General features: G+C 63.5%; 16 protein-coding genes and 1 pseudogene. 9 read left to right on the top strand and 8 right to left on the bottom strand.

Features of this window, described 5'->3' with window-relative positions; genetic code table 11:
- From H0A72_RS04475 to H0A72_RS04465, 3 genes are read right to left on the bottom strand one after another with little or no spacing between them, the layout of a single operon-like run.
- Nucleotides 1–210, bottom strand: a complete 210-nt coding sequence (locus H0A72_RS04475) for a YgaP family membrane protein (protein ID WP_180153850.1) — start codon at nucleotides 208–210, stop codon at nucleotides 1–3.
- Nucleotides 207–3,509 carry an efflux RND transporter permease subunit gene (locus H0A72_RS04470; RefSeq protein ID WP_180153849.1) on the bottom strand — a complete coding sequence of 1,101 codons (3,303 nt, stop codon included), beginning with the start codon at nucleotides 3,507–3,509 and terminating at the stop codon, nucleotides 207–209. The genes H0A72_RS04475 and H0A72_RS04470 overlap by 4 nt, the downstream gene beginning before the upstream one ends.
- Nucleotides 3,510–3,516: 7 nt before the next feature.
- Complete coding sequence (locus H0A72_RS04465) at nucleotides 3,517–4,575, bottom strand: efflux RND transporter periplasmic adaptor subunit (RefSeq protein WP_180153848.1); 1,059 nt, start codon at nucleotides 4,573–4,575, stop codon at nucleotides 3,517–3,519.
- On the opposite strand from H0A72_RS04465, the gene H0A72_RS22315 reads away from it, so the two are divergent.
- Nucleotides 4,574–4,708, top strand: a complete 135-nt coding sequence (locus tag H0A72_RS22315) for a hypothetical protein (RefSeq protein WP_281389233.1) — start codon at nucleotides 4,574–4,576, stop codon at nucleotides 4,706–4,708. The genes H0A72_RS04465 and H0A72_RS22315 overlap by 2 nt on opposite strands.
- Here the strand turns inward: H0A72_RS22315 and H0A72_RS04460 are convergent.
- Entirely contained in the window at nucleotides 4,696–5,007 is a 312-nt protein-coding gene (locus H0A72_RS04460; protein WP_180153847.1) for an ArsR/SmtB family transcription factor, read from the bottom strand. The genes H0A72_RS22315 and H0A72_RS04460 overlap by 13 nt on opposite strands.
- Before the next feature lie 87 nt (nucleotides 5,008–5,094).
- On the opposite strand from H0A72_RS04460, the gene H0A72_RS04455 reads away from it, so the two are divergent.
- Complete coding sequence (locus tag H0A72_RS04455) at nucleotides 5,095–5,964, top strand: MBL fold metallo-hydrolase (protein ID WP_180153846.1); 870 nt, start codon at nucleotides 5,095–5,097, stop codon at nucleotides 5,962–5,964.
- A gap of 73 nt (nucleotides 5,965–6,037) precedes the next feature.
- Here H0A72_RS04455 and H0A72_RS04450 read toward each other — a convergent pair whose 3' ends face one another.
- Nucleotides 6,038–7,798: a SulP family inorganic anion transporter gene (locus H0A72_RS04450; protein WP_246814990.1), complete on the bottom strand. Its 1,761-nt coding sequence runs from the start codon at nucleotides 7,796–7,798 to the stop codon at nucleotides 6,038–6,040.
- Between the two features lie 374 nt (nucleotides 7,799–8,172).
- Between H0A72_RS04450 and H0A72_RS04445 the strand changes: the two genes are divergently transcribed.
- From H0A72_RS04445 to H0A72_RS04420, 6 genes and pseudogenes are all read left to right on the top strand, one after another.
- The gene (locus tag H0A72_RS04445; protein WP_180153844.1) at nucleotides 8,173–9,984 is read left to right on the top strand and encodes an acyclic terpene utilization AtuA family protein; all 1,812 of its coding nucleotides are present in this window, start codon (nucleotides 8,173–8,175) and stop codon (nucleotides 9,982–9,984) included.
- Nucleotides 9,981–11,231, top strand: a complete 1,251-nt coding sequence (locus tag H0A72_RS04440) for a CaiB/BaiF CoA transferase family protein (protein ID WP_180153843.1) — start codon at nucleotides 9,981–9,983, stop codon at nucleotides 11,229–11,231. Before H0A72_RS04445 ends, H0A72_RS04440 begins: the two co-directional genes overlap by 4 nt.
- Complete coding sequence (locus H0A72_RS04435) at nucleotides 11,231–12,397, top strand: acyl-CoA dehydrogenase family protein (RefSeq protein WP_180154041.1); 1,167 nt, start codon at nucleotides 11,231–11,233, stop codon at nucleotides 12,395–12,397. The genes H0A72_RS04440 and H0A72_RS04435 overlap by 1 nt, the downstream gene beginning before the upstream one ends.
- A gap of 22 nt (nucleotides 12,398–12,419) precedes the next feature.
- Entirely contained in the window at nucleotides 12,420–13,424 is a 1,005-nt protein-coding gene (locus H0A72_RS04430; protein WP_180153842.1) for a Bug family tripartite tricarboxylate transporter substrate binding protein, read from the top strand.
- Nucleotides 13,417–14,238, top strand: coding sequence for an enoyl-CoA hydratase-related protein (locus H0A72_RS04425; protein WP_218953163.1), 822 nt, complete (start codon nucleotides 13,417–13,419; stop codon nucleotides 14,236–14,238). Before H0A72_RS04430 ends, H0A72_RS04425 begins: the two co-directional genes overlap by 8 nt.
- A 116-nt stretch (nucleotides 14,239–14,354) precedes the next feature.
- Nucleotides 14,355–15,287 (top strand): annotated as a pseudogene (locus tag H0A72_RS04420) (transposase); the annotation flags it as partial.
- Between the two features lie 266 nt (nucleotides 15,288–15,553).
- Here the strand turns inward: H0A72_RS04420 and H0A72_RS04415 are convergent.
- Both H0A72_RS04415 and H0A72_RS04410 read right to left on the bottom strand, forming a co-directional pair.
- Nucleotides 15,554–16,405 carry an IclR family transcriptional regulator gene (locus tag H0A72_RS04415; protein WP_180153841.1) on the bottom strand — a complete coding sequence of 284 codons (852 nt, stop codon included), beginning with the start codon at nucleotides 16,403–16,405 and terminating at the stop codon, nucleotides 15,554–15,556.
- Between the two features lie 210 nt (nucleotides 16,406–16,615).
- Entirely contained in the window at nucleotides 16,616–17,236 is a 621-nt protein-coding gene (locus tag H0A72_RS04410) for a hypothetical protein (protein ID WP_180153840.1), read from the bottom strand.
- Between the two features lie 241 nt (nucleotides 17,237–17,477).
- On the opposite strand from H0A72_RS04410, the gene H0A72_RS04405 reads away from it, so the two are divergent.
- Nucleotides 17,478–17,933, top strand: coding sequence for an NUDIX hydrolase (locus H0A72_RS04405; protein WP_180153839.1), 456 nt, complete (start codon nucleotides 17,478–17,480; stop codon nucleotides 17,931–17,933).
- Between the two features lie 180 nt (nucleotides 17,934–18,113).
- Here the strand turns inward: H0A72_RS04405 and H0A72_RS22310 are convergent, their stop codons facing one another.
- Nucleotides 18,114–24,629 (bottom strand): autotransporter outer membrane beta-barrel domain-containing protein, encoded by a 6,516-nt coding sequence (locus H0A72_RS22310; RefSeq protein ID WP_180153838.1) that lies wholly within the window; start codon nucleotides 24,627–24,629, stop codon nucleotides 18,114–18,116.
- Nucleotides 24,630–24,723 lie beyond the last annotated feature (94 nt).

The following is a 24,723-nucleotide window of genomic DNA, read 5'->3' as shown; positions in this document are numbered from 1 at the left end:
TCAGGCTCCCGGACGCAGGCCCAGCTTGCGCAGCATGGACTCCAGCATGCACCACTTGGTCAGCCCGCTTTGCAGCAGGTTGACGCCGACGAAGGCGGTGAAGGCCAGCCACCACTGGCTGATGAAGATCGGGCTGCCGGGCGTGCCCAGCGCAAGCGACAGCAGAATGAAGATACCCGCGAACACGCGTACAAGTTGCCAGGAAGTCATGGATTTTCTCCTTTAGGGGAAAGAGGAAGGGACGGAGCGGCGGACTCTTTGGGCTCGTCGTGCTGCAGGATCGCATCCAGACGATTCCGGTAGGCGGCGAAGTAGAGGATGGGAATCACGACCAGCGTCAGCACGGTGGAGACGAAGATGCCGAAGATCAGCGAAATCGCCAGGCCGTTGAAGATCGGGTCGTCGAGAATGAAGAAGGCGCCCAGCATGGCGGCCAGGCCGGTCAGCACGATGGGCTGCGCGCGCGTGATGGCCGAGCGCACGATCGCTTCCTTGAAGTCGACGCCGTCGCGCAGCTGCAGCTTGATGAAGTCCACCAGCAGGATGGAGTTGCGCACGATGATGCCGGCCAGGGCGATCATGCCGATCATGCTGGTGGCGGTGTACTGCGCGCCCAGCAGGGCGTGGCCCGGCATCACCCCGATGATGGTCAGGGGAATGGGCGCCATGATGATCAGCGGCGTCAGGTAGGAAGCGAAATGCGCCACCACCAGCAGGTAGATCAGCACCAGGCCGACGCCATAGGCCAGGCCCATGTCGCGGAAGGTTTCGTAGGTGATCTGCCATTCCCCGTCCCATTTCAAGGCGTAGTCGCGGTAGGCGTCGTCGGGCTGGCGAATGAAGTATTCCTGCAGCGTGCCGCCGCCCGGCGTGGCGATCCCCGCCAGTTCGCCGCGCATCTCGAACATTCCGTACAGCGGGCTGTCCAGCGCGCCGGCCATGTCGGCCACGACGAAATTCACCGGCAGCAAGTCCTTGCGGTAGACGGGCTGTTCGATCAGCTGGTCGCGCAGCGTGACGAGTTCGCGTATGGGCACCAGCTTGCCGTCGGCGCTGCGCACCGTCAGCTGCAGGAGCGCGTCGAGATCGCCGTGCAGCTCGGGCGGCAGCTGCAGGACCGCCGCCGCCGGATACTTGCTTTCGTCGTGCAGATAGGCCGTGGCTTCGCCGGCCAGGCCGGCCCGCAGCGTGCTCACGATGGCTTGCTGCGGAACGCCCAGCATGGAGGCCTTCTGGCGGTCCACCAGCAGCATCGTCTTTGGCGCCGCCGCGATGCTGCTGTCGTCCACGTCGACCACGCCGGGCGTGCGCTCGAACACCGCGCGCACGGCCTTGGCCACCTGCAGGCGGCCGGACGCCTCCGGCCCGTAGATCTCGGCCACGATGGGCGAGAGCACCGGCGGGCCGGGCGGCACTTCGACCACCTTGACATTGGCGCCGTAGCGCGCGCCGATCTTCTGCAGCTCGGGCCGCAGGCGCGTGGCGATGGCGTGGCTCTGGTCCTTGCGCGCGGACTTGCCCACGAGGTTGACTTGCAGGTCGCCCACGCTGCCGCCGGTGCGCAGGTAGTACTGGCGCACCAGGCCGTTGAAGTTGATGGGCGCGGCGGTGCCGGCGTAGGCCTGGTAGTCGGTGACTTCCGGCACCGTCGCCAGATAGCCGCCCAGTTCATGCAGCACCGCGGCCGTCTGTTCGACCGGCGTGCCGGCGGGCATGTCGACGACCACCTGGAATTCCGACTTGTTGTCGAATGGCAGCATCTTCAGCAGCACCAGGCCGGTGGCCGGCAGGGCCAGAGAGGCCGCGATCAGCAGCGCGACGCCCAGCCCCAGCAAGGCGCGGTTGCGGCCGCCGCGCCGTTCGTCCAGCAGCGGGCGGAAGATGCGCTCGAAGGCCGGCGCGATGCGGGCGGCCACGCCGGCATGGGCGCCGGGCCCGTGCGCCGCGGCGGGCGCGGGTTTCATCCAGAGCCGCGCCAGCCAGGGCGTGACGACGAAGGCGATGGCCAGCGACAGCAGCATGCCCATGCTGGCGTTGATGGGTATGGGGCTCATGTAGGGCCCCATCAGCCCGGTGACGAAAGCCATGGGCAGCAGGGCGGCGATCACCGTCAGCGTCGCCAGGATGGTGGGCCCGCCCACTTCGTCCACGGCGCCGGGAATGATCGCGGCCAGCGGCTTGCCGGGATACAGCTGCTGGTGCCGGTGGATGTTTTCGACGACGACGATCGCGTCGTCCACCAGGATGCCGATCGAGAAAATCAGCGCGAACAGCGACACGCGGTTGAGCGTGAAGCCCCAGGCCCACGATGCGAAGAGCGTCACGGTCAGCGTCAGGACCACGGCGCTGCCGACGATGGCCGCCTCGCGCCGGCCCAGCGCGAAGAACACCAGCGCGACCACCGAGGCGGTGGCGAACAGCAGCTTCTGCATCAGGGTCTGGGCCTTGTCGTTGGCGGACGCGCCGTAGTTGCGGGTCTCGGCCACCTCGACGTCGCCGGGAATGACGGTGTTGCGCAGGTCGTCCACGCGCTTCATCACGGCGTCGGCCACGTCGATCGCGTTCTCGCCGGCTTTCTTCGTGACCGCGATGGTGACCGCCGGATACTCGGCGGGCGCCGCGCCGTCCTTGCCCGCGACCCCGTGCCAGACGTACCGGCTGGGAGGCGGGGGGCCGTCGCGCACCGACGCCACGTCGCGCAGGAAGACGGGCTTGCCGTCGCGCACGCCGATGACCAGGTCGGCGACTTCGTGGGCATGGCGCAGGAAGGGGCCGGATTCGATGGCCATGGAGCGATTGCCCACGAGCAGTTCGCCGACCGGCAGGCCCAGATTGGCCGACAGCAGGGCCTGCCGGATTTCCGCCGCCGTGATGCCGGCGCCGTTCATGCGTACCGGGTCGATCTCGACCATGACCGCCCGGCCGGGCCCGCCGATGGTGGTGACTTCGCGGGTGCCGGGCACGCGCTTGAGGTCCGTCTCGACGCTATGGGCGACGCGTTCCAGGTCGAAGGCGCCGCTGGACGGATTCTTGCTGAACAGCGTGAGCGTCACGATGGGCACGTCGTCTATGCCCTTGGGCTTGACGATGGGGTCGAGCACGCCCAGGCCCTTGGGCAGCCAGTCGGCGTTCGAGTGGATGGTGTCGTACAGCCGCACCAGCGCCTCGGTGCGCGTCACGCCGACTTCGAACTGCACGGTGAGCACCGCCAGGCCGGGGTGTGACACCGACATCACGTGCTCGACGTCCAGGATCTGGCTCAGCACCTGTTCGGCCGGCACCGCCACCATTTGCTCGACGTCGCGCACGGCGGCCCCGGGGAAGGGGATCAGCACATTCGCCATCGTGACGTTGATCTGGGGTTCTTCTTCGCGCGGGGTCACCGCCACGGCGAACAGGCCCAGCAGCAGCGCCAGCAGCGCCAGCAGCGGCGTGATCTGCGCCTGCTGGAAGAAGGCGGCGATGCGGCCCGAAACCCCCATGGCGGCGGCGGATTGCGTGTTCATCATGGCCATCTCAGCGGACCCGCGCCGCGGCTTGCGGATTGGTCACGACCCGCTCGCCGGCCGCCAGGCCGGACAGGACTTCCACTCGGCCGTCCAGGGCGCGCCCGAGGCGGACCTGGCGCAGCACGGGCCTGCCTTGCGGATCCAGCACGTACAGGCCGGTCAGTTCCGCGCGGCGCACGATGGCCTGGGCGGGCACGGCCACCGGCGTGACGCCGGCCGCGAGCCCGCTGCGCGCGAGCGGCAGCCATAGCCGCGCGAACATGCCGGGCGCCACGCCTTCGGGCCGGGCGGGCAGGTCCGCGCGCAGCGGCACGGTGTGCGTCGAGGCGTCCGCCGTCGGCAGGACCTGGACGTTTGCGGGGGCGCGCCAGGCGTCGGCCGCGGGCAGCCCGGGCAGTTCGATGCGCACATCGGGACGGGCCGGCAGCTGCGCCGCCACCGATTGCGGCACGGCCGCGGTGACGCGAAGACGCGCCGGGTCGTACAGCGTGAGCAAAGGCCGGCCGGGCATGGCCATGTCGCCCAGGGATACCGGCACCTCGGACACCACGCCCGCAAAGGGGGCGCGCACGATGTGGTAGGCGCTATGGGTGCGCGATGCGCCGGCCTGCGCCAGCAGCGCATTCGCCTGGGCCTGGGCCGACTTGTAGGCGGATTCGGCGCGCTCCATGGCCGCTTGGCTGATGTAGTCCTTCTGAAACAGCTGCTTCTGGCGCTTGAGGTCTTTGGCGGCCAGGTCCAGCGCCGCCTGCGCCGCCCGGACCTGGGCGTCGCTTGCGGTGGCGGTCTGTTCGGCCGCCCGGGCGTCCAGGCGCAGGAGCGTTTGGCCCGCTTGCACGCGGTCGCCGACCTTGACGTCGAGTTCGACGACGGCGCCCGGCACCTGGGCCGCGACCACGGTCTGGTGGACGGCTTCCACCACGCCGTCGAAGGCCGAAGACGCCGTGCCGGCCGCGGCTTCCGCCGTTGTGAGCTCTAAAGACGGGGCGGGCGTCTGGGCGGAGGCGTTCAGGCACGCGATCCAGGCAACAACCGCGAACGAGACTAGGGGGCGAACGTGGCGCATGAGTGATACTTCCGGCTATCGTTTCAGTATTTATATTTCAACATTTTCTAATTTAGCATATTCTAATATAAATGAACGGATTGGCAAGCGCCGCGGCGGCGGCACGGCGCTTGCCGCCGCTCAAGGACAGTAAATCGTCTTGAGGGTGCAGATCAGTTTTTCCACGTCCGGATTGTCGATGCGGTAGTGCAGGGTCTGGGATTCGCGGCGGAAGGCGACCAGCCCTTCCTCGCGCATCTTCGCCAAGTGCTGCGACAGCGCCGACTGGCTCAGCGGCACGTGCTCGCGCATGGCGCCGACGGTCAGTTCCCGGTGTTCGATCAGCAGGCACAGCATCAGCATCCGGTGCTCGTTGCCGATCGCGCGCAGCAGGGCCGCCGCCTTGGAGGCGCCGTTCCGGATGAATCTCTGGTCATCATCGCTCAATGCCATGGCTCACCTTGAATTCGATTTCACTAATTTAGAATATTCTAATATATAATCGCTGGGAAAGATGTCCCTTTTTGTAAGGAGTGGCGCATGCAACCTCAAGCTCATATCCAGGCCTTCTTCGACGAGCAAACCAATACGGTGAGCTATCTCGTGTCCGATCCAGAGACGCGGCAAGCCGCGGTGATCGATCCGGTCCTGGACTATGACCACCGCAGCGGCAAGGCCTCGTTCGCTTCCGCGGAACGCGTGCTGGCGGCGGCGCGCGACGGCGGCCTGGCCATTGCCTGGATCCTGGAAACCCACGCCCACGCCGACCACCTGAGCGCCGCCCCCTACATCAAGCAGCGCACCGGCGCGCGCGTCGCCATCGGCGAGCACATCCGTGAAGTGCAGGCGATTTTCCGGCCGGTGTTCAATCTGGACGATGTCTCGGGCGACGGCGGCGAGTTCGATCGCCTTCTGCAAGACGGCGAAACCTTCGACATCGGCGGCTTGACGGTGGAGGTCATGCACACGCCGGGCCATACCCCGGCCTGCGTGGCCTATCGCATCGGCGATGCGGTGTTCGTGGGCGACACCCTGTTCATGCCGGACTACGGCACGGCGCGCGCCGATTTCCCCGGCGGGAGCGCGCGCACTCTGTATCGATCCATACGGCGGCTGCTGGCGCTGCCGCCCGCAACCCGCCTGTTCATGTGCCACGACTACAAAGCCCCCGGGCGCGACAGCTATGCCTGGGAAACGACCGTGGCCGAAGAGCTGGCCTACAACATACATGTACGGGAAGGCGTCGACGAAGAAACATTCGTCGCCATGCGCGAGAAGCGCGACGCGACCCTGGCGGCGCCCGCGCTGCTGCTGCCCTCGATACAGGTCAACATCCGGGCGGGGCGATTGCCCCAGGCCGAATCCAATGGCGTGCGCTATCTCAAGATTCCCATCCGCATGGCGGAATGAGGCCGGCGCGGGCGCATGCCGGGGCTCGCCGCCTGCGCCCATTCATTCAGGCGTGGCCGGGCCCCGGGGCTTTTTACCTTGACGTGCCCCGGGCCAGGCTGTCGGGCGCCAGGTCGGTGATGGCCTGGTAATGGGTCAGGTAGACCCGCCCGCTGAGCTGCTTCAGGAAAAGCGTGTCGGAAAGCTTGTCCATGACCGGGCCTTTCACTTCGGACAGGTGCAAGAGGATGCCGGCCTCGCGCAGGCGCGTCTCGATCGTTTCCAGGCTTTCGAGCGCGCTGGCGTCGATGTCGTTGATGGCCGAGCATTGCAGCACCACGTGGCGCAGTTCGGGCTGCTCGGCCACCGCTTCATTGATGCGGTCCTCCAGGTAGCGCGCGTTGGCGAAGTACAGGCTTTCGTCGACGCGCACGCCGAGCACCCGCGGGCTGGTGCGCACCTGGTGGCGCAACACATTGCGGAAATGCTCGGTGCCCGGAACCTGCCCGACCACCGCCACATGGGGGCGGCTGCTGCGGTACAGATGCAGCGTCAGGGCCAGGCCGACCCCGGCGACCAGGCCGACCTCCACGCCGGCCATCAGGGTCGTGGCCAGCGTCATGGCGACCACCGCGAAATCGAAGCGCGAATAGCGCCAGGTGCGCCGGAGCATTTTCAGGTCCACCAGCGACAGCACCGCCACGATGATGGTCGCGGCCAGCGTCGCCTGGGGCAGGTGGTATAGCAAGGGCGTCAACAGCAGGGTCGCGACGGCGATGCCGACGGCGGTATAGACGCCCGCCGCCGGCGTCTGCGCCCCCGCGTCGAAGTTGACCACCGAACGCGAGAAGCCGCCGGTCACCGGCAGGCCGGCGCTGAAGGCCGCCGCCACATTGCTCGCCCCCAATGCGATCAGTTCCTGGTCCGGCTCGACGCGCTGGCGCCGCTTGGCGGCCAGCGTCTGGCCCACCGAGATCGATTCGACGAAGCCCACGATGCTGAGCAGCAGCGCGGGCACGGCCAGTTCCGCCCAGAGCGCGGGATTCCATGTGGGAAGGGTGAATGACGGAAAGCCCTGGGGCACGGCCCCGACCACCCGCACGCCTTTATCGGCCAGGTCCCAGAACCACACCGCGGCCGTGGTGGCCGCGATGGCGGCGACCGGGCCCGCCTTGGCCAGGGCTTCGGCCCCGCGCGGCCCGAGGCCGAGACGGCCCAGCAGGGGCTTGAGCCGGCTGCGCGACCACCACAGGAACAGAATGGCCGCCGATCCCAGCGCCACCGTGGCGCCATGGGTTTGCGGCAGGCCCCGCCACAGCGCGGCAAGCAAGTCGGGCAAGGTGTCCCCCGATGCCGGGATGCCGAGTATGTGCTTGGCCTGGCTGAGGGCGATCAGGACGGCGGACGCCGAAATGAAGCCGGAGATCACCGGGTGGCTGAGATAATTGGCCAGAAACCCCAGCTTCAGGACGCCCATGGCGAGCAGTATCAGGCCGGACAGCAGGGTGAGCACCAGCACCGCGTCCCAATAGGCGGCGCCGCCCGCCGCCACCTGGCCCACCGCCGCGGCGGTCATCAATGACGTCACCGCCGCCGGCCCCACGGCCAGGGTGCGGCTGCTGCCGAACACCGCATAGAACAGCAGCGGGAGCATGCTTGCATACAGGCCGGCCTCGGCGGGCACGCCCGCCAGCAAGGCATAGGCCAGGCTCTGTGGAATCAGCATCAGCGTGACCACGCCCGCCGCGATCATGTCCGCGGACCATTGGCCGCGGTCGTAGGCCCTGGCCCACGTCAGCATGGGAACCCATCGGGCTATGGCCGAAGGCCTGCGGGTCGTCGGGCTTGCGTTCATCTGCGGAGCTCTTTCCGTTCCATGGCTTAGGTTTTCATATATTAAAAGATTCTTAAGTATCCTTCGGAAAAATTACGAGCCAATGCTCGATACGAGGGCAGCTGCGGCGATGGCGCGGTTGCCGGCCGTACTGCGGCAAGAGGGCCTAGTCGATACCCAACAAGAAAGAGAAATACGTCTTTTGCCGGCTCTGAAGCTGCCTTCCGATCCATTGTTTATCGTCGAAAAGCAGCTGTTGCCAAGGCGCGCAGCTCGCTAGGCGATCGCCTTAAGCCGGGTAAATACTTAGTGCGCGGCAAGCGGAAAAGGATCAAAATTCTTTTATCAGAATTGATATTCCGATATAGGAAAATAAAGGTAAAGGAGAGGCTGGGATGCTGGACATGGTGCGTATTGGCTGCGGCTCAGGCTTCTGGGGGGATACTCCTGAAGGAGCCAGGCAATTGATAAGGGACGGTGGGATTGACTATCTAATTCTGGACTATTTAGCGGAAGTCACCATGTCGATCCTGGCTAGAGCGAAGAAAAAAAACGCCGCCTTGGGATACGTTCCGGACTTCGTCGATCAGATCATCAGGCCTTATGCCAAGGAATTGGCTGAGCGGAGGATGAAAGTCATTGTCAATGCCGGTGGAGTCAATGCACGTGGCTGCGTTGATGCAGTACTGGCGGAATTGGCGCGTCAAGGTGTGGACCTAAAGGTCGCTGCGATTCTGGGGGACGACGTCATCGATAAAAAAAATCGTTTCATTGCCGGCGATGTGACCGAAATGTTCACCGGGATCAAGATGCCGGAAAACATCTTGTCCGCTAACGCCTATATCGGCGCTTTTCCTATCGCGCGGGCGCTCAAAGATGGCGCAGACATTGTTGTAACGGGCAGATGCGTCGATAGCGCCTTGGGCTTGGGGCCGCTCATTCATGAATTTGAGTGGCGCGAGACGGATTTAGATCTGCTGTCCGCAGGATCCCTGCTCGGGCATGTATTGGAATGCGGGCCTCAGGTTACAGGGGGCTTTGAAACCGATTGGGAGAAAACAAAAGATTCATGGGCTTCTATCGGATTCCCGATCGCGGAATGCCGAAGAAACGGGACATTTGTCGTGACAAAACTCCCAGATACCGGGGGAGCAGTCACAGTGCAAGGGGTGTCGGAGCAAATCACATATGAGACCGGGGACCCAGCGGCCTACATTTTGCCCGATGTGGTGTGTGATTGGCGTCATGTGCAAGTCAGGCAAGTGGGCGTAGATCGCGTAATGGTGAAAGGCGCGGTTGGGCGGCCCGCTACCGCGACACACAAAGTTTGCGCTACATACGAGGATGGTTTTCGCTGCATCGCTACGCTGCTGGTGCGCGGTGACAGTGCGGTTGCCAAGTCCAAGGCGATAGCCAATGCAATTCTGCAACGGACGAGAACCATTTTCGAGCGTGAGGGCTTTAAAGATTATGACGAGACTTCCGTCGAGTGCATAGGAGCGGAGGAAGCATATGGCAGCTTGGCGAAGACCCAGGATACGCGAGAGGTGATGCTGAAGATTGGTGTGCGACATGGCCGAAAAGAAGCGCTCGAGATATTTTCGCGGGAAATCTATCCGGCTTCCACAGGAACGGTCCAGGGCATTGGAGGTGTTTTTGGAGGGCGCCCGAAAATACAGCCTGTTGTGCGATTGTTTTCATTCTTGCTCGATAAAAAAGAAATCGCTCTTTCGATTCTGGTGGACGGAAAGGAAGCGGCTCTGGACGAACAAAGCTGCCACCAGGTTGAGGCTAATGCAGTTTGCGAGCATGAAGATGTCGGAAATTATGGTGTCGATGGTGACGGCGCGGCAGTGCGCGTGATACCTCTAGTGTCTCTTGCATATGCTCGAAGCGGCGACAAGGGGGACAGGTCGAATATCGCAGTTCTCGCGCGGCGTCCGGAGTATGTGCCATTGCTGCGCAGGCAACTCACCCAGGAAAAAGTGAAGAGCTACATGTCGCATTTAGTGCGAGGCGAGGTAACAAGGTACGAATGGCCAGGCTTGGATGGATTCAACTTCCTGATGGACGAGGCTTTGGGCGGGGGCGGTGTAGCGTCATTACGGTACGATCCCCAAGGAAAATCCCACGCACAGATTCTTCTGGATTTCCCTATCCAAGTGCCGCAGCATTTGATTTGTGATGGCATGGCGGTCGCGGTATGAGGGCCAATTCGATTCGAGAGGCCAGCGCGGGTCCCCTTTGCGGAGTGAAGATAATAGACGTGTCATCGGTGCTTATGGGGCCGTATGCAACACAGCTGCTGGGGGAAATGGGGGCGGACATAATCAAAGTTGAGGCCCCGGATGGCGACGTCGTTCGTTTGATTGGGCCATCTCGCAGCAATGGCATGGGGCCAATATTTCTGAACACGAACCGCAGCAAGCGAAGTATATGCCTCGATTTGAAGAAGGAGGTCGGCCGCAATGCGCTGCTGCGCTTGGCTGAAACCGCCGATGTCTTCTTCTATAACGTTCGGCCGCAGGCGATGGCCAGACTGGGGCTTGCATACGAAGATCTCGCCGCAGTCAATCCAAAGCTCATCTACGTGGGGGTATTCGGGTATGGGCAAGACGGTCCGTACGCGGCCAAGCCGGCTTACGACGATCTGATGCAAGGCGCGACCGGCGTCGCATCCTTTGTCGCCCAGTCTACGGGTGGTCCGCCACGGTATGTTCCTTTAGCCATGGTGGACCGTATTACTGGCATGGCGGCAGTCAACGCCACACTTGCGGCGCTGTATGAACGGTCGATTAGTGGAATGGGCCAGCGTATTGATGTCCCTATGTTTGAGACCATGGTCGGGTTTGTTCTCTCCGACCATCTCGGCGGACTGACATTCGATCCTCCGCTGGATCAAGGTGGCTATGCGCGCCTGCTCTCCCAGGCGCGCCGGCCGTATAAGACGATGGATGGCTATATTTGCGCCATGGTTTATACGGATCAGCAATGGCGCAATTTCTACCGACTCTTGGGGCGGGAAGGCGAACTCGATGCGGACCGAAGGCTGCTTAGTTTGAAAACACGCTCCGAATACGTAGACGAGCTCTATTCCGAGCTGGAAGAAATCTTATCCACGAAAACGACCTCCGAATGGTTGGATCAATTGAGTGCGGCGGATATTCCCGTGACGCCGGTACATGATCAGGCCTCGATTTTTAACGACGAACACCTGGTTGCGATCAATTACTTTGGCTATGAAGAGCATCCTAGCGAAGGAAGGCTTAGAACATTACGCCACCCTCAGAAGTGGTCTCGAACGCAACCGCGGCATAGCAGGACGATACCGTTGCAGGGCGAGCACGGGATCGAAATATTGAGGGAAGGTGGATTCTCTGATCGAGAAATATCGGATTTGGCTGAGGACGGCGCGTTGATACTGAAAGAGAGTCCGGAGGAGAAATTATGCTAATGCAATTTGAAATGCCCGAAGAACATATTGCGATCAGAGACGCAGCGCTGCAGACATGCGCCCCTTTTACGGACGAGTACTGGCTGCAACGCGACTTCGATGGCGAGTTTCCCGAAGCGTTCTATCAGGCTGTGGCGGAAGCGGGTTGGCTTGGGATTGCGATTCCTGAGCAGTATGGAGGATCTGGGCTAGGGGTAACAGAAGCAGCGATTCTGATGCAGACCGTTGCTGAGACCGGTGCATGCATGGCCGGTTGCGCGACCTTCCATATTAATTTGTTCGGGCTCATGCCTATCGTCGTATTTGGAACGGAGGAGCAAAAACAGCGATGGCTGCCTCCCTCGGTACGCGGTCAGGTGAAATCATGCTTCGGTGTTACGGAGCCCAATACCGGCTTGAACACAACACAGCTGAAAACACGCGCTGTGCTAAAAGGCGATCGGTATATCGTGAACGGGCAGAAGGTATGGATATCCACCGCTCAAGTGGCAGACAAGATCTTGTTGCTGGCCCGCAGTACTCCACTCGAGGAGTGCAAGAGCCATACGGACGGCCTGACGCTTTTTTACACCGATCTCGATCGAGACAGGGTCAGCGTGAGGCGTATAGAAAAAATGGGCCGGAAAGCCGTGGATTCCAACGAGCTTTTCATCGACGAACTGAGGATCCCAGTCGAGGATCGTATCGGCGAGGAAGGCAAGGGCTTTCGATACATTCTTCACGGCATGAATCCCGAGCGAATCCTGCTGGCTGCGGAGGCCATCGGCATCGGCCGGGTGGCACTGAAGAAAGCCGCCGCATATGCAGCTGAACGAGTGGTCTTCGGCCGCCCAATAGGGATGAATCAGGGCATTCAGCATCCGCTTGCGGTCAACTGGATGGAGCTGGAAGCGGCCAATCTGATGATGCTGAAAGCCGGTGACTTATACGACGCTGGAAAAAGCTGTGGTGCGGAAGCAAACGCCGCAAAATACCTTGCCGCCGAGGCCGGCTACAAGGCTTGTGAACAATCAATATTGACTCATGGAGGATTCGGATATGCAAAAGAATATCACGTGGAGCGATATCTGCGTGAAATCATGATCGCCCGCATCGCGCCGGTCAGCCGAGAGATGATTCTTTCGTATATAGCAGAGAGAGTCCTTTCTCTACCGAAATCATACTGATTATATAAGTAATGGAGACAACATGAAATTGAATAAATTATCCACCATCTGCGGATGCTCGCTTTGGACAGCAGTCTTGGGCGGCGTGATGCTTGCAATGGCGCCATCAACTGGCCAAGCGCAGTCGCAGTGGCCATCGCGGGCAGTGCACATCATCATGCCGGCTGGCTCGGGCGGCAGTTCCGACCCCTTGGCCAGGATGGTGGCTACAGAGCTCAGCAAGGAACTTGGCCAGAGTTTTGTGGTGGAAAACAAGCCCGGCGCCAATGGAAATATTGGCGCTGCCTCGGTCGCCGCCGCCAAACCCGATGGATATACTTTGTTGTTTTCATGGACGGGAACTTTGGTGTCTGCAGTAACGATGTACGGCTCCAAACCCTTCGACCCGGTCAGGGATTTCGAGCCTATTGCTCTTATCGCTTCGATCCCCAATGTGGTGGCTGTCACTGCGGAACTGCCTGTCAAGAGCCTGGACGAACTGACGTCGTATTCCAAGTCCAACCCTGAGAAGTTGAGTTTCGGGTCTACAGGGAGCGGCAGCTCGTGGCATCTGGCCGGCGAGCTCTATAAAAAGATGGCTGGCGCATCATTACTGCATGTGCCATACACCTCGCCAGGGACGGTGGTCACAGACTTGGTTTCTGGACGCCTGCAGGCTGCGTTTCCACAACCAATAGCGGTGGCGTCTCTGGTGCAAGAAGGCAGGCTAAAAGCATTGGCGGTAATGGCGGATGAGCGATCCTCGAGCTTGCCTGACACACCGACCACGAAAGAGCTGGGATATCCGGACCTCGTCGCCTCCACCTGGTTCGCGTTGCTGGCGCCCAAGGGGACCTCTAAGGAGATCGTGGACAAGATTAATCATGCCTTGAATGGCGCCTTGAAGAAAGATGATTTCCGGAATGAATTGTTGCGAAGAGGTTATACCCCGCTCGGGGGAACGGATACGGAGTTTGCCGCTTATATGCGTGAAGAGATAAGCCGCTGGGATGAAATAGTCAAATTTGCAGGAGCCAAAATTGATTGATCCAGCAGCCAACGAAGTTATCGGAGCGCAGTGTGGTGGCGAAGTCGTCGTCGAGCTGCGGGCGGATGTCCTATGGGTCACGATCAATCGCCCCAAGCGACGGAACGCTCTCAATGCTCAGGTGGTTGAAGCAATCGGCAAGGCGGTCGGAGCCGCGGAAAACCTTGAAGGATGCCGGGCAATCGTGCTGACCGGGGCCGGAGACGACGCATTCTGTGCGGGGGCGGATTTGCAGAAACAGACGGAGGGGTTCGCCTTTGCCGTCGACTATTCTGATCCAACACATTATCTGGTGAATCTCTTCAGGAGCATGCTTGCATGTCGCCTGCCTATCATTGCCCGTGTGAACGGCCACGTGATGGCGGGCGGATTCGGACTATTGTGCGCTTGCGATATGGCCGTTGCAAGTGCGCATGTTTTGATGGGAACTCCTGAAACAAAGATCGGGTTGATCCCCATGATGATCTATCCATTCATGCAACGCGTGGTGCCCGTCAGAAAGCTCACGGAAATGTGTATCACGGGCGAACCCTTTACGGCGCAAGAAGCGCTCGACCTCGGCATCGTGAACTATGTTGTAGAAAAGCCTGAACTGGACGACAAGATGGAGTGGCTGCTGGGCAGAATTTTGAACAAATCTCCGACTGCCATCCGCCTGGGGAAGCAAGCCTTCAAGGCAATGCAGGATATGGGCATCGACCAGGGGCTCGAGTTCGCACAAGCGATGGTTCCTTCTATGGCCAGCACTCAGGATGCGAAAGAGGGTTTGGCGGCATTTCGGGAGAAGCGTCTTCCGGTCTGGACGGGTAGATAGTCATCCCTGAATAACGTCCCCCACCCGCATAAACACGGGTTCTCCAGGCCATTCCCGATAGCCAGAACTCCCAGTTTGCGATCCAATGGAGGCTGCTTTCTGGGAGTTTTTCCATCATGTTCGCCTGTCCGGCCACCGACGATTTTTTCCGCGCCCGCATTGACCAGATGATCGACCTGCGCCATCCATTGGCGGTACTGGCCTCGCGCATGCCCTGGCAGGAGATCGAGGCGCGCGTGGCGCACCTGTTCGTTCGCAAGGCCCACGCCGGCCAGGCCATGCCCGATCTTGATCTGTTTGGCGAGAAGCCCCAGCATGTTGCGTCACCCCGCCATGCGGGACGCCCTCGCGTGCCGCTGCGCGTCATGATTTCGTTGCTGTACCTGAAGCACGCCTTCAACGAATCCGATGAGGGTGTCGTGGCCCGCTGGGCCGACACGCCACGCTGGCAGTTCTTCAGTGGCCAGGCCTACTACGAGGATCGCCAGCCCTGCGATGCCACGACGTTGGTGAAGTTTCGCAAGCTGCTCGGTGAAGAAGGGGTGGAGGAACTGCTGGCCCAGACCATCAACGTGGCGGACCTGAAGCTGATCAAGCCCCAGGAGCCGAGCCGGGTGATCGTGGATACGACAGTGCAGGAGAAGGCCATTGCCCACCCCACGGACAGCCGATTGCTGGAAGTGGCGCGCACCAAGCTGGTGGAAGCCGCCAAGGAGGCCGGCATTGCGTTGAAGCAGACCTTTGCCAAGGAAGGTCAGGCGCTCAGTCGCCAGGCTGGGCGCTATGTCCACGCGCGCCAGTTCAAGCGCATGCGCCGAGCGATTCGGCGTCAACGCACCATTGTGGGCCGCCCAAGCTGTACGCCTGGCATGCGCCAGAGGTCGCCTGCATCAGCAAGGGCAAGGGGCGCCATCCCTACGAGTTCGGGGTGAAGGTGGGTATCGTCAGCACCTTCAAGGTGCAACCTGATCGTGGGTGCGCAGGCCTTCCACCGCAACCCCTACGACGGCCATACGCTGCGTGTCCAGATGGAACAGGCCACGATTCTGATTATGATCGCCAAGAAGGGTGTTGGCTTCCTGTGGCGAATTTTTTTGCGCCTGAAAAAGGAACCGATCACAGGGTGGTCTTGGCAAACGATGACCCGTTGGCGGCTCAGGCGCGGATTAAACCGCCGCCGGGGTGAATGGCTGGCACCAGCCTGGGCGGCATAAAGCCGCTGGTCGGGCGGCTGACGCATGCGGAAATGAATAAATCAGGACCGACTAGATAGTCTGATTGTGGCAGTGGCTTCGAAACAAGTCACTGCCCCTTCTTAAGATACCGCGGCGGCCATGGTACTTGGCGCGGGGGGATATTCCCCGTCAAAGCCCAGGATACACGACATTCTTGATGCTGTTTCGAGCAGCAGTTCTGTGTATCGGGCTTCGTTCCGCAAAATCTTTGTGGACACGCCGGCAAGCCCTACCGCCCCACGGAGATTGTGATGGACATCGAAAATAGGGGCCGACATCCCGGTGGCGCCTTCTACCGATCCGTTGCTTATCGCTATACCGCGGTGTGCAATGTCTTCGAGCGTTGCAGCCAGTACTTTCCTGGATGTGATCGTCGTGGGGGTGATCTGCTCTAGCTTGACAGATTTGATGTATTTTTCTTGTATGTGCCGGGGTGCGAAGGCGAGTAGAACCAGTCCGGGTGAAGTGCAATACAAAGGGCGGCGCGCACCGACATTGGCGCGGAACCTAAGGCTGCTGTCCGCCTCAATAACATCTATATAAATGAACTCTTCCCAAGACTCAGCAGGAATGCCTATGCTGACGGTTTCTCCGCAAGCTTGATGAAGCTTTGCCAGCTCGGGCCGCAGACAATCGGGAAACGGGCTTCTTTTCGAGATGATGGTGGCGAGGTGATACGCTTCGGCACCCAGATTGTAAAGCCCGTTCGTGGAGCTAACATAGCCGCCTTGATTGAGTGATTTGAGCAGGCTGAACAGGCTGGTTTTGGGCATTCCCAGGAATTCACTCATTTGCGTCAGAGACAAGCCCTCCTGGTGCTTGGCAAGTATGCCAAGCACGTTCATGGTCCGCAAGGGCGCCATGGTTGTGGCTGGGGCGCTTTCTGGCTGCGAAGGCGCTGCGGCTTGTGTGTTCCTGCTCGATGCGGTCATGTCAACGGTTCATGTTCAGTAGCGTTGGAATATTGAATTTCGGGTCTCGGTGAAATGCAGTGGACGGACCAATTCATAACGATAAAGCGAGAGCACTGATGCCAGATTCTATCGCTCCGACAAAATTGTAAATACAGGGTATTTCCCCGGGGTTATACGGCACCGAACGGGCTTCTATCGGGCCGATAACGTAGGGCTTTTGTAGTCCATTTACGGACGATCGTCGCCGCTCCGTAGCCATTGCAGGTACGCCGACCGGGTCGGGGCGGACACCGAGTCCAGCACCTTCCGATGATCGACCTGATGCCGCAGCTTCAAGCGCGCGTCGGCGATGGCGCGCGACTTGCAAAACCAATGGCAGCTGTGCTGCAGCAGATACAGCTCCGCCGCAAGATGGTAGGCGCGGCTTTTCGGGTCCCAGCGGTCTTCATTGTCCACCACATGGCGCAGGCCCGCCGCATGGATGCGCAGCAGCTTGCGAAAATCCCGCGTGGCCGAGGGAAGAAAGCGCTCTATATAGGGGACGCAGAAGGAAAGCGCGCCCATGCCGGCGGCTTGCGCGCTTTCCTTCTGCATGGCGTCGGCCAGCGACTTGGCCTGGGCCGCCACCGCGCGCTCGGTCTGGGCGAAGGTTTCCAATACCTGGAGCTGGCGCGCTTCGGCCTGCTCATGGATGGCGCGGGTATAGCCCTGCGTCAGGGTTTCCATATGGCGCTCGAGCTGCAGGCCGGCCAGATGCCGGCCCAGCAAGGCGATATGCGTGCGCTGGTAGCGCGCGCGCAGCACCAGCCATGCAACGGCCACCATCGACAGCGTTAAGGTGATGTCCATTCCCTACCTTTCTCATCGTCAAATCCTGGGGCGAATGCTACCTCAGTTTGCCCGGCTCTTGCGGGCATGGCTTGACAGTCCCGGCCGTTTAAAAAATCATACTCAAATATGATTGAATGATAGCGAGGCGGCGGGCAGCCTGTTTGTTGCAAGCCGGCCGGCAAACCGGAGATAAGGCATGCCATGTTGAAAAATATGATGCATCGCCGGTGTTCAATGAAGCGATGAGAAAGGTCCATCCATGCCGAATGCCGTCCATCTGCCCGCCCATGGCGCGCCCGCGGTCCGCCCCGTCCCGGCGGCGGTGGCGGTCGTCATCCGGGAAGGCCGTGTCCTGCTGGTGCGCAGGGCCAATCCGCCCAATGCCGGCCGCTGGGGCTTTCCGGGCGGCAAGATCGAGCCCGGCGAAACCATCGAAGCCGCCGCCGTGCGCGAGCTGGCGGAAGAAACCTCGGTTCGCGCGGACGCCGACAGGGTGCTGACGGCCTTCGATGTCCTGCACCACGACGAGGGCGGGCGGCTCGTCCGGCACTTCGTCCTGGTCGCCGTGCTGTGCAAGTGGATTGCGGGGGAGCCCGTCGCGGCGGATGACGCTCTTGACGCACAATGGTTCCGGCTGGTGGATCTGGACGACTCGGACCCTCGCCTGAATGTCGATGTCGTCCGCATCGTCCGCGACGCATCCCGCCATACCTGACTCGGAGCATACGTGTTACAGAACGGGCCCGAGAACAAGCCATCCTTGCCAGCCTGGCTGAAATCGCGCAGGCCATAGGCCATACGCATCGGCTGGAATTGCTCGGGTACCTGGCCCAGGGGCCGGCGCAGCGTCGAAGAGCTCGCCGGCTAGGGCCCGTCAACAGGCCCCGAGCCTGACTCAGAACGGAATCGCCACGCGCAAGCTGAGCTCCTGGTTGCGGAAGCCCGACGCCATCTGGGCCTTGTATTCCGCCCGCAACTCGTATTTGTCCTGGGCGAAGAGCTGGACGCCGGCGCCCAGGTTGAGCATGCGCCTGGGCAGCGAGGTGGCCGAGTTGAAGTTGACGCCCGGGCCGCCGTTTTCGGAGAACGTCACCTTGCTGTTCAACGCCCTGTTGTTCAGGAAGGTGGCGCCCACCGAGACATAGGGGCGCAGCCATCCGTTGCCGCTCAGGTCGATGCGGGTGCCCGCCTCCAGGGTGGGCTCGAGCGCGACGCTCCATTCCTTCATGGAATCGGCCTGCAGCGTCGCGCCGTCTCCGGTGAGCGTATAGCCCGGCATGTAGGTATGCAGAACGTCGAGATCGACATAGGGGCGCAGGTACCAATTCCCGTAAGTCTGCTCGTAGGCGGCCCGCAGCCTGACCCCTGCCGTCCAGACCTCGTTCTTGTTGTACGCGCCCCAGACGTCGTTGCCTATCGTGAAGATGGAGCTGGAATCGTAGCTGCCGTAGCCGGCGTGCAGGGCTCCCGCCAGCAGCCATGGGCCGGCCTGGTGTTTCAAGGAAACGGAGACGTCGCCGCTCTTGCCTTTGATGGCGGTCAGGTCGTCGTTCGTGTGCATGGAGCTGGTGCTGTAGGCGGCCGTGGCGCCCAGGAACCAGTCGGGGCCGACCCGCCATTGCCCGCCCATGCGGTAGCTCATGCCGTTGCGCGAGAAGCCGTCGCCGGTCCCGCCTTTGTCGTCCTTCATGCGCGAGCCGATGATGCGCGACCACACGCACTGGGTTTCGCGCAGGCTCACGCCGGCGCCGTCGAACACCGGGCAGCTGAGCGCGGCATTGAGGGACCTGCGTCCCGTCAGCGTCTGCTGCATGGCCGACTGGCCCAGGTCTTCCGTCGTGGCGAGGCTGTTGATCATGGTGGTGTACTTCTGGGCCGAATCGATGTTGGACATGTCCGCGAACAGCCCGGCCATGTTGACATTGCTCGTATCCCAGGCTTGCTGCAGGCCGCCGACCAGCGAGCGCTCCGTGTCCGTGAGGTCGCCGCCGGCTTTCCCGATGAAATCCGCGGAAGGGGAAATCGAGATATCGTTGCCCTTCTGCGCCGCCGACCAGGAAATGGGGCTCTCCGGGCTGCCTGCCGCGGTAGCCGGCCTGCCCGTCAGGAGCGAGGAGGCCGACACCACGGTGAAGCTGCCGGGCAGCAGACCTTCGACGGCGTTCGGCCGGATCGTGACGCCGTCGACGGTGAGCCTGGACGCCTGCAGCAGGTCGGCTTTGGGAGTACCTGCGGCCGCGACGCTGTTGACGTCGACGAGCAGCGTGCCGCCGAGCAGGAACTCCGCATTCTTGACCGTGGCGGTGGCGATCTTGCCGACTCCGCCGACATCGAAGGTTCCGTGGTTGTAGAACCAGCCGTAGCCGTTGCTGATGCTGATCGTTCCGCCGCGGGCATTGCTGATGTAGGTGCCGCCGAATTCGTTCCTGAACTCGTTGCGCTCCTTCGTGCCACCGTGGGCCAGTTCGATGTCGCCCGCCAGGGTGCCGTAGTTGCGTACCGTGTCTTCGCCGAATGTCGAGGTGACGGCCTTGCCGGAAAGCGCGCTGACGTGCGAGCCGGCGCCGATGACGATGGTGTTGCTCCTGCCGCCGTCCACGACGATGGCCGCCCCTTCGCCCGAGCCGCCCTGCAGGGTGCCGGAATAGTCGACGGTGATGTTGCCGCCGGGGCGGCCGGGGTCGAGGACGCCCGTGCTTTGCTGGAAGCCGCTTTGAGCGACAATCCCGTAAGAGCCGGAGCCGGCCGTTTTGACGTCGCCGTTGAGCTTGACCCAGATGTCGCCGCCCGTTCCCTGCGACATGCTGCGCTGGTCCAGGCTGCCTTTCAGCGCCGCCAGCGCGCTGTTGACCGTGTCCTTGTCGTTGCCGAACAGCTTGACGATGCCTTGCAGATCGGCCGGAACCTGGTCGATGTTGTCCAGCACCGTGCCGGAGCCGCCGTTCTTCTTGACGATGTCGGCAAGCGCGGACGCCGTTGCCTCGAGCGCGGCCCGGGCCGTGGCGTCGGTCTTCAGGGCATCGCTGACCGTGCCTCCGCCGCCGCCGAGCGACTGGGCGAAAATGCCGTGTGCCTTGTCGCCCGCCGTCCGGATGGTGGTTGTGCCTTCGGTGCCGCGGATCTCGATGTAGCCGCCGTCGCCGCTGGACCCCCCGGCGCCGCCGAACACGGGCAGCGTCCGGCCCTGCAGCACCGACGCGCCGCCGTAACCGCCGCCGCCGCCGATCGACTGGGCGAATACCGCCGTCGCGTGGTCGCCGGAAGTCTGGATGGTGGCGTTGTTGCTGAAACTGACGTTGATGACGCCGCCGTTGCCGGCGGACCCGCCCCTGCCGCCATAGGATGCCGCGTACTTGACCCCGCCGGTGCTGCCCGCCGCATTGGAAATGCCGCCGCCGCCGCCGATGGATTGCGCAAAGATGCCGAACGCGGCCGTGCCGGAGGTCGTGATGGTTCCGCCATGGACGACAGAGACGGCCCCGCCCCTGCCGGACGCCCCGCCCGAGCCGCCCAGCGTGAAGCTGCCGGACTTGGCCGACGGCTTCTTGTCGGCCGGGTCCTGCGAGGCGGGCGGCACTTTCTCGATGCCGACCGCCTTCAGCAGCCCAGCGACGGTGGCGGCCGAGACCGCCTTGTCGTCCGCCGCCGCGGGCGCGCCGGTTTTGCCGCCGGGAGAGCTCATGGTGAACGCGCCCCCGCCGCCGCCCACGCTTTGCGCCACGATCGCATGCGCTTCGTCTCCGTGCGTGCGCGTGGTGCCGTAGCTGAACACCTTGACCTCGCCGCCGTTGGCGCCCGTGCCTCCGGTTCCGCCGGCGGTGAAGTTCAGCACCAGATTCTTGTTGTCGCTGCTGAACGCGCCGACGCTGTTGCCGCCCCCGCCGCCGATGGACTGCGCGAACAGGCCGTAAGAGGTTGCGCCGTAGGTATGGATGGTGCCCGAATGCCTGACTTCGACGGAGCCGCCGGCGTTGCCTTCGCCGCCCTTGCCGCCCAGGGTGGCGGCGAGATTGGTCTTGTTGGTGCCGGAAGAGTAGGCCAGGCCGCCCTGGCCGCCGCCGCCGCCGATGGACTGGGCCATGATCCCGTGCGAAATCTGCCCGGCGGTCAGGATGTAGCCTTCGTGCGTAAGCTTGACGGCGCCGCCCTGGTTGCCTCTTCCGCCGTCGCCGCCCATGGACAGGGTCAAGGACACGTCGGGCCGCTTCACCGAACCCTTGGACTGCTTGTCCAGGTAGTCGGTGACTTTTTTCCCGGAGGACTGCATCTGCTTGTAGAAGTCGGAATTCTTGAAGGAGTCCGCCAGCGACTTGTAGGCATTGGAGTCCTGGATGTCCTTGATGAACGCGTCCAGGTTCTCTTTGGTTTCGGCATTGCTCTTGTCGGCCGCCCATTTGTTGTAGGCGTCCACGCCGACCGCGTTTTTCAGGACGGCCCAGACCTCGCCGACCGTATCGGGCGTGTCGTCGGGGGCGGCCGTCAGGTTGCCGCCGTTGCCGCCTCCGCCGCCCACCGACTGCGCGAAGATACCGTAGGAGGCGTCCCCGTAGGTTTCGATGGTGCCGGCGTTGGAAATGCCGATCGCGCCGCCTGAACCGCCGGCGCCCCCTTTGCCGCCCATCGACAAGGTCAGCGACAGCGTGCCTTCGGACGCGGCGGAGCCGCCCCCGCCCGTGCCGCCGCCCCCGCCTATGCTTTGGGCGAGCAGGCCGTCGGACTGGGCGCCGCGGGTGCGGATCAGCCCCGAGGACGCGAGCACCGCGTTGACGGCGCCGCCGTCGCCGCCGTTGCCCCCGTTGCCGCCGATGGCGTTGACCATGGTGACCGAGTCGGCCAGCGGCAGTTTCTGAACCAGGCTGTTGAGTGTCTTGTCGAAGGACAGCCCCGATGACGCGGAGCTCGTGACGGCGCCGCCGTTGCCTCCGCCGCCGCCTATGCTTTGCAGCAGAATGCCCGTGGCGCCGACGCCCCGGGTCTCGATCCGGCCGCGGTTCTCGGCGTAGGCCGCGCCGCCTTTGCCGCCGCCCTTGCTATTGGTGCCGCCTATGGTCTGCCCGAAGGCGACCGTCCGGTAGAGGCTGAGCGCGTCGGCCGAGGCGGAGGCGGATCCGGCGTTGCCCCCGCCGCCGCCTATGCTCTGGACGTGCATGCCCATGGCCCCGTCGCCATGGGTGTAGACGCTGCCGTCGTTGTAGGCCCTGGCCGAATCGCCCGAGCCGCCGCCGCCCCCGCTGCCGCCGACGGCGTTGGTGGCGTTGAACGCCGAAGCGCCGGGCGCGGCAATGGCCAGGCCGTAGGCGAATGCGTTGCCCGCGTTGCCGCCGCCCCCGCCTATGCTCTGCGCCAATATGCCGGTGGCGCCGGCGCCGAAGGTTTCGATGCCCGCGTTCTTGTTGTCGACGCCGGCGCTCTTGCCCTGGCCGCCGTCGCCCCCGGAACCGCCGATGGCGTTGGAGACGGTGATGGAGGGCAGGGGTTCGCCCGAGGGCGTGACCGCGGGCAGGGCCACGGCAAAGGCGCCGGCGCCGCCGCCCGAGCCTCCGCCGCCGCCTATGCTGGTGGCCTGCAGCCCGACGGCGGCTTCGCCGCCCGTGCGGATCGCGGTGCTGTTGACGATCTTGACCGTGCCGCCCGAGCCGCCCTTGCCGCCCGAACCGCCCGTCGAGGACGAGGCGGACAGGCCGTAGCCCACGGATCTGGACGTGGCGTAGCCGCCCGTTCCGCCGCCGCCGCCCACCGATTGGGCCAGGACCGCGGTCGCGTATTTGCCGGCGGTGTCGATGCGCCCCAGGGAGCCGTTGAAGGTGACGTCGCCGGCATTGCCGCCGCTGCCGCCGGCCCCGCCCAGCGCCACCGCCAGGAAGGCCCCGGAGCTCGATGCCGCGCCGCCCGTGCCGCCGCCCCCGCCTATGCTTTGCAAGAGGGCGCCATAGGCGGATGCGCCCGCCGTGGTGATGGTCCCGCTGTGTTCGACATAGACCGCGCCGCCGACCCCGCCCATGCCGCCCGTGCCGCCGCTGGTGAAAGGCAGGATGCCGCTGTTGCCGCCCGAACCGCCCCCGCCGCCGCTGATGGCCGGCTTGGACGCATGGAAGGCGTCCAGGGCATTGCCGCCGCCTATGCTCTGCGCCATGATGGCGCTTGCGCCGGCGCCGGTGGTGGCGATGCTGCCGCGGTTGACGATGTTGACCTGGCCGCCCAGGCCCGCGCCGCCGCCGTCTCCGCCCGATACGAAGGCGGCGCCGCCGCCGCTTCCCCCGATGCCGCCCACCGACTGGGCCATGATGCCGAAGCTGTAGTCGCCCTTGGTGGCGATGGCGCCGGCATTGAGGGCATTGATGCGGCCGCCCGCGCCGCCCCTGGCGCCCGGCGTGCCGGAGGCGAAGGCGCCGTTGGCGCCGCTGCCGCCCGTGCCGCCGACGCTCTGCAGGATGACGGCGGCCGAATTGTTGCCGTTCGACGCGACGGATCCGCGGTTGGTGAACTCGATGCCGCCGCCGCCGCCCGCATTCGACGGGTAGCCGCCGCTGTTGCTGGCGCGCCCGCCGTTGCCGCCCAGGGAGCTTGCCGATACGGCCGGCGCCAGCGCCCCGGTCACGCTGATGCTGGCGCTTTCCGCCAGGGTGACGGTGACCGCGCCGCCCGAGCCGCCGCGGTCGGTGTCGACCCGGCTTTCATACGTGCCGTCGGAAGACGGCCTGCCGTCGACCTTGCCGACGCCCGCCGCCCCGCCCTGGGACAGCACTTTGACGGCCGGCACCGACAGGTTCTGGGGATTGGGCCCGCTGGTCGCGGTGACGCGCGAAGCGATGCTCAGGCTTACCGGCCCGCCGTCGCCGCCGCGCGCGATGCCGCCTTCGGTTTCGGTCCAGGACGTGTAGCCCAGCCCGCCGGTGCCGCCCACCGAATAGACGGAGATTACCGGTTTGGATGCCCCGGAAGGCTGCACCGCGTAATTCACCGTCCAGGTGATGTCCGCGGACTTCGAGACGTCGAGGGCGACGGCCCCGCCGCTGCCGCCGGGTTTGCCGGGCAGGTTGTGGAACACGCCTTTGGAGTAGACCGAGCCGCCGGCGCCGCCGATGGAGCCGATTTCCAGGGCCGATTGGCCGGCTGCGCCGCTCCCGGCCGGAATGGGGCCGTGCTGTGCCCAGGAAGAGGGCGGGGCGTTTTTGCCCTCGGTGGCGGACGTCCAGGCGAATGCGGTTTCGCCGTCGCGGCCGTCGGCTCCGCGGTAGACCTGATAGACCGGCCAGTCGGCCCGCGCCGGACCGGCCGCGATGGCGCCGAGACAGGCGAAGAAAGCCGTCAGGCCGGCGCTGCGCAGCAGCGAGGCGGACAGCCGATTGAGGGAAATTTCGCCGTGTTTACGGCAGCTTGCTTCGATTTGCCCGGCATGGGATGGCTTCACGATATCGAGTCTCTGGCGGAGTGTTACATTTGGTAAGACGCCGCCTAGTATATCGTAAGCATTATGGATCCATTGTGGTTTTTTTGACGCGCGG

Origin of the sequence: Parapusillimonas granuli (assembly GCF_013416525.1) — a bacterium.
Taxonomy (GTDB): domain Bacteria; phylum Pseudomonadota; class Gammaproteobacteria; order Burkholderiales; family Burkholderiaceae_B; genus Parapusillimonas; species Parapusillimonas granuli.
This window is presented reverse-complemented; position numbering and strand designations above follow the sequence as displayed.

Excerpts from the sequence above, each read along its gene's own strand:
- H0A72_RS04435 (WP_180154041.1), top strand. The coding sequence starts at position 11,231 with ATGCAATTTGAAATGCCCGAAGAACATATTGCGATCAGAGACGCAGCG.
- H0A72_RS04410 (WP_180153840.1), bottom strand. The coding sequence starts at position 17,236 with ATGGACATCACCTTAACGCTGTCGATGGTGGCCGTTGCATGGCTGGTG.
- H0A72_RS04440 (WP_180153843.1), top strand. The coding sequence starts at position 9,981 with ATGAGGGCCAATTCGATTCGAGAGGCCAGCGCGGGTCCCCTTTGCGGA.
- H0A72_RS22315 (WP_281389233.1), top strand. The coding sequence starts at position 4,574 with ATGAGTGATACTTCCGGCTATCGTTTCAGTATTTATATTTCAACATTT.
- H0A72_RS04430 (WP_180153842.1), top strand. The coding sequence starts at position 12,420 with ATGAAATTGAATAAATTATCCACCATCTGCGGATGCTCGCTTTGGACA.
- H0A72_RS04455 (WP_180153846.1), top strand. The coding sequence starts at position 5,095 with ATGCAACCTCAAGCTCATATCCAGGCCTTCTTCGACGAGCAAACCAAT.
- H0A72_RS04405 (WP_180153839.1), top strand. The coding sequence starts at position 17,478 with ATGCCGAATGCCGTCCATCTGCCCGCCCATGGCGCGCCCGCGGTCCGC.
- H0A72_RS04415 (WP_180153841.1), bottom strand. The coding sequence starts at position 16,405 with ATGACCGCATCGAGCAGGAACACACAAGCCGCAGCGCCTTCGCAGCCA.
- H0A72_RS04465 (WP_180153848.1), bottom strand. The coding sequence starts at position 4,575 with ATGCGCCACGTTCGCCCCCTAGTCTCGTTCGCGGTTGTTGCCTGGATC.
- H0A72_RS04470 (WP_180153849.1), bottom strand. The coding sequence starts at position 3,509 with ATGATGAACACGCAATCCGCCGCCGCCATGGGGGTTTCGGGCCGCATC.
- H0A72_RS04445 (WP_180153844.1), top strand. The coding sequence starts at position 8,173 with ATGCTGGACATGGTGCGTATTGGCTGCGGCTCAGGCTTCTGGGGGGAT.
- H0A72_RS04460 (WP_180153847.1), bottom strand. The coding sequence starts at position 5,007 with ATGGCATTGAGCGATGATGACCAGAGATTCATCCGGAACGGCGCCTCC.
- H0A72_RS04450 (WP_246814990.1), bottom strand. The coding sequence starts at position 7,798 with ATGAACGCAAGCCCGACGACCCGCAGGCCTTCGGCCATAGCCCGATGG.
- H0A72_RS04475 (WP_180153850.1), bottom strand. The coding sequence starts at position 210 with ATGACTTCCTGGCAACTTGTACGCGTGTTCGCGGGTATCTTCATTCTG.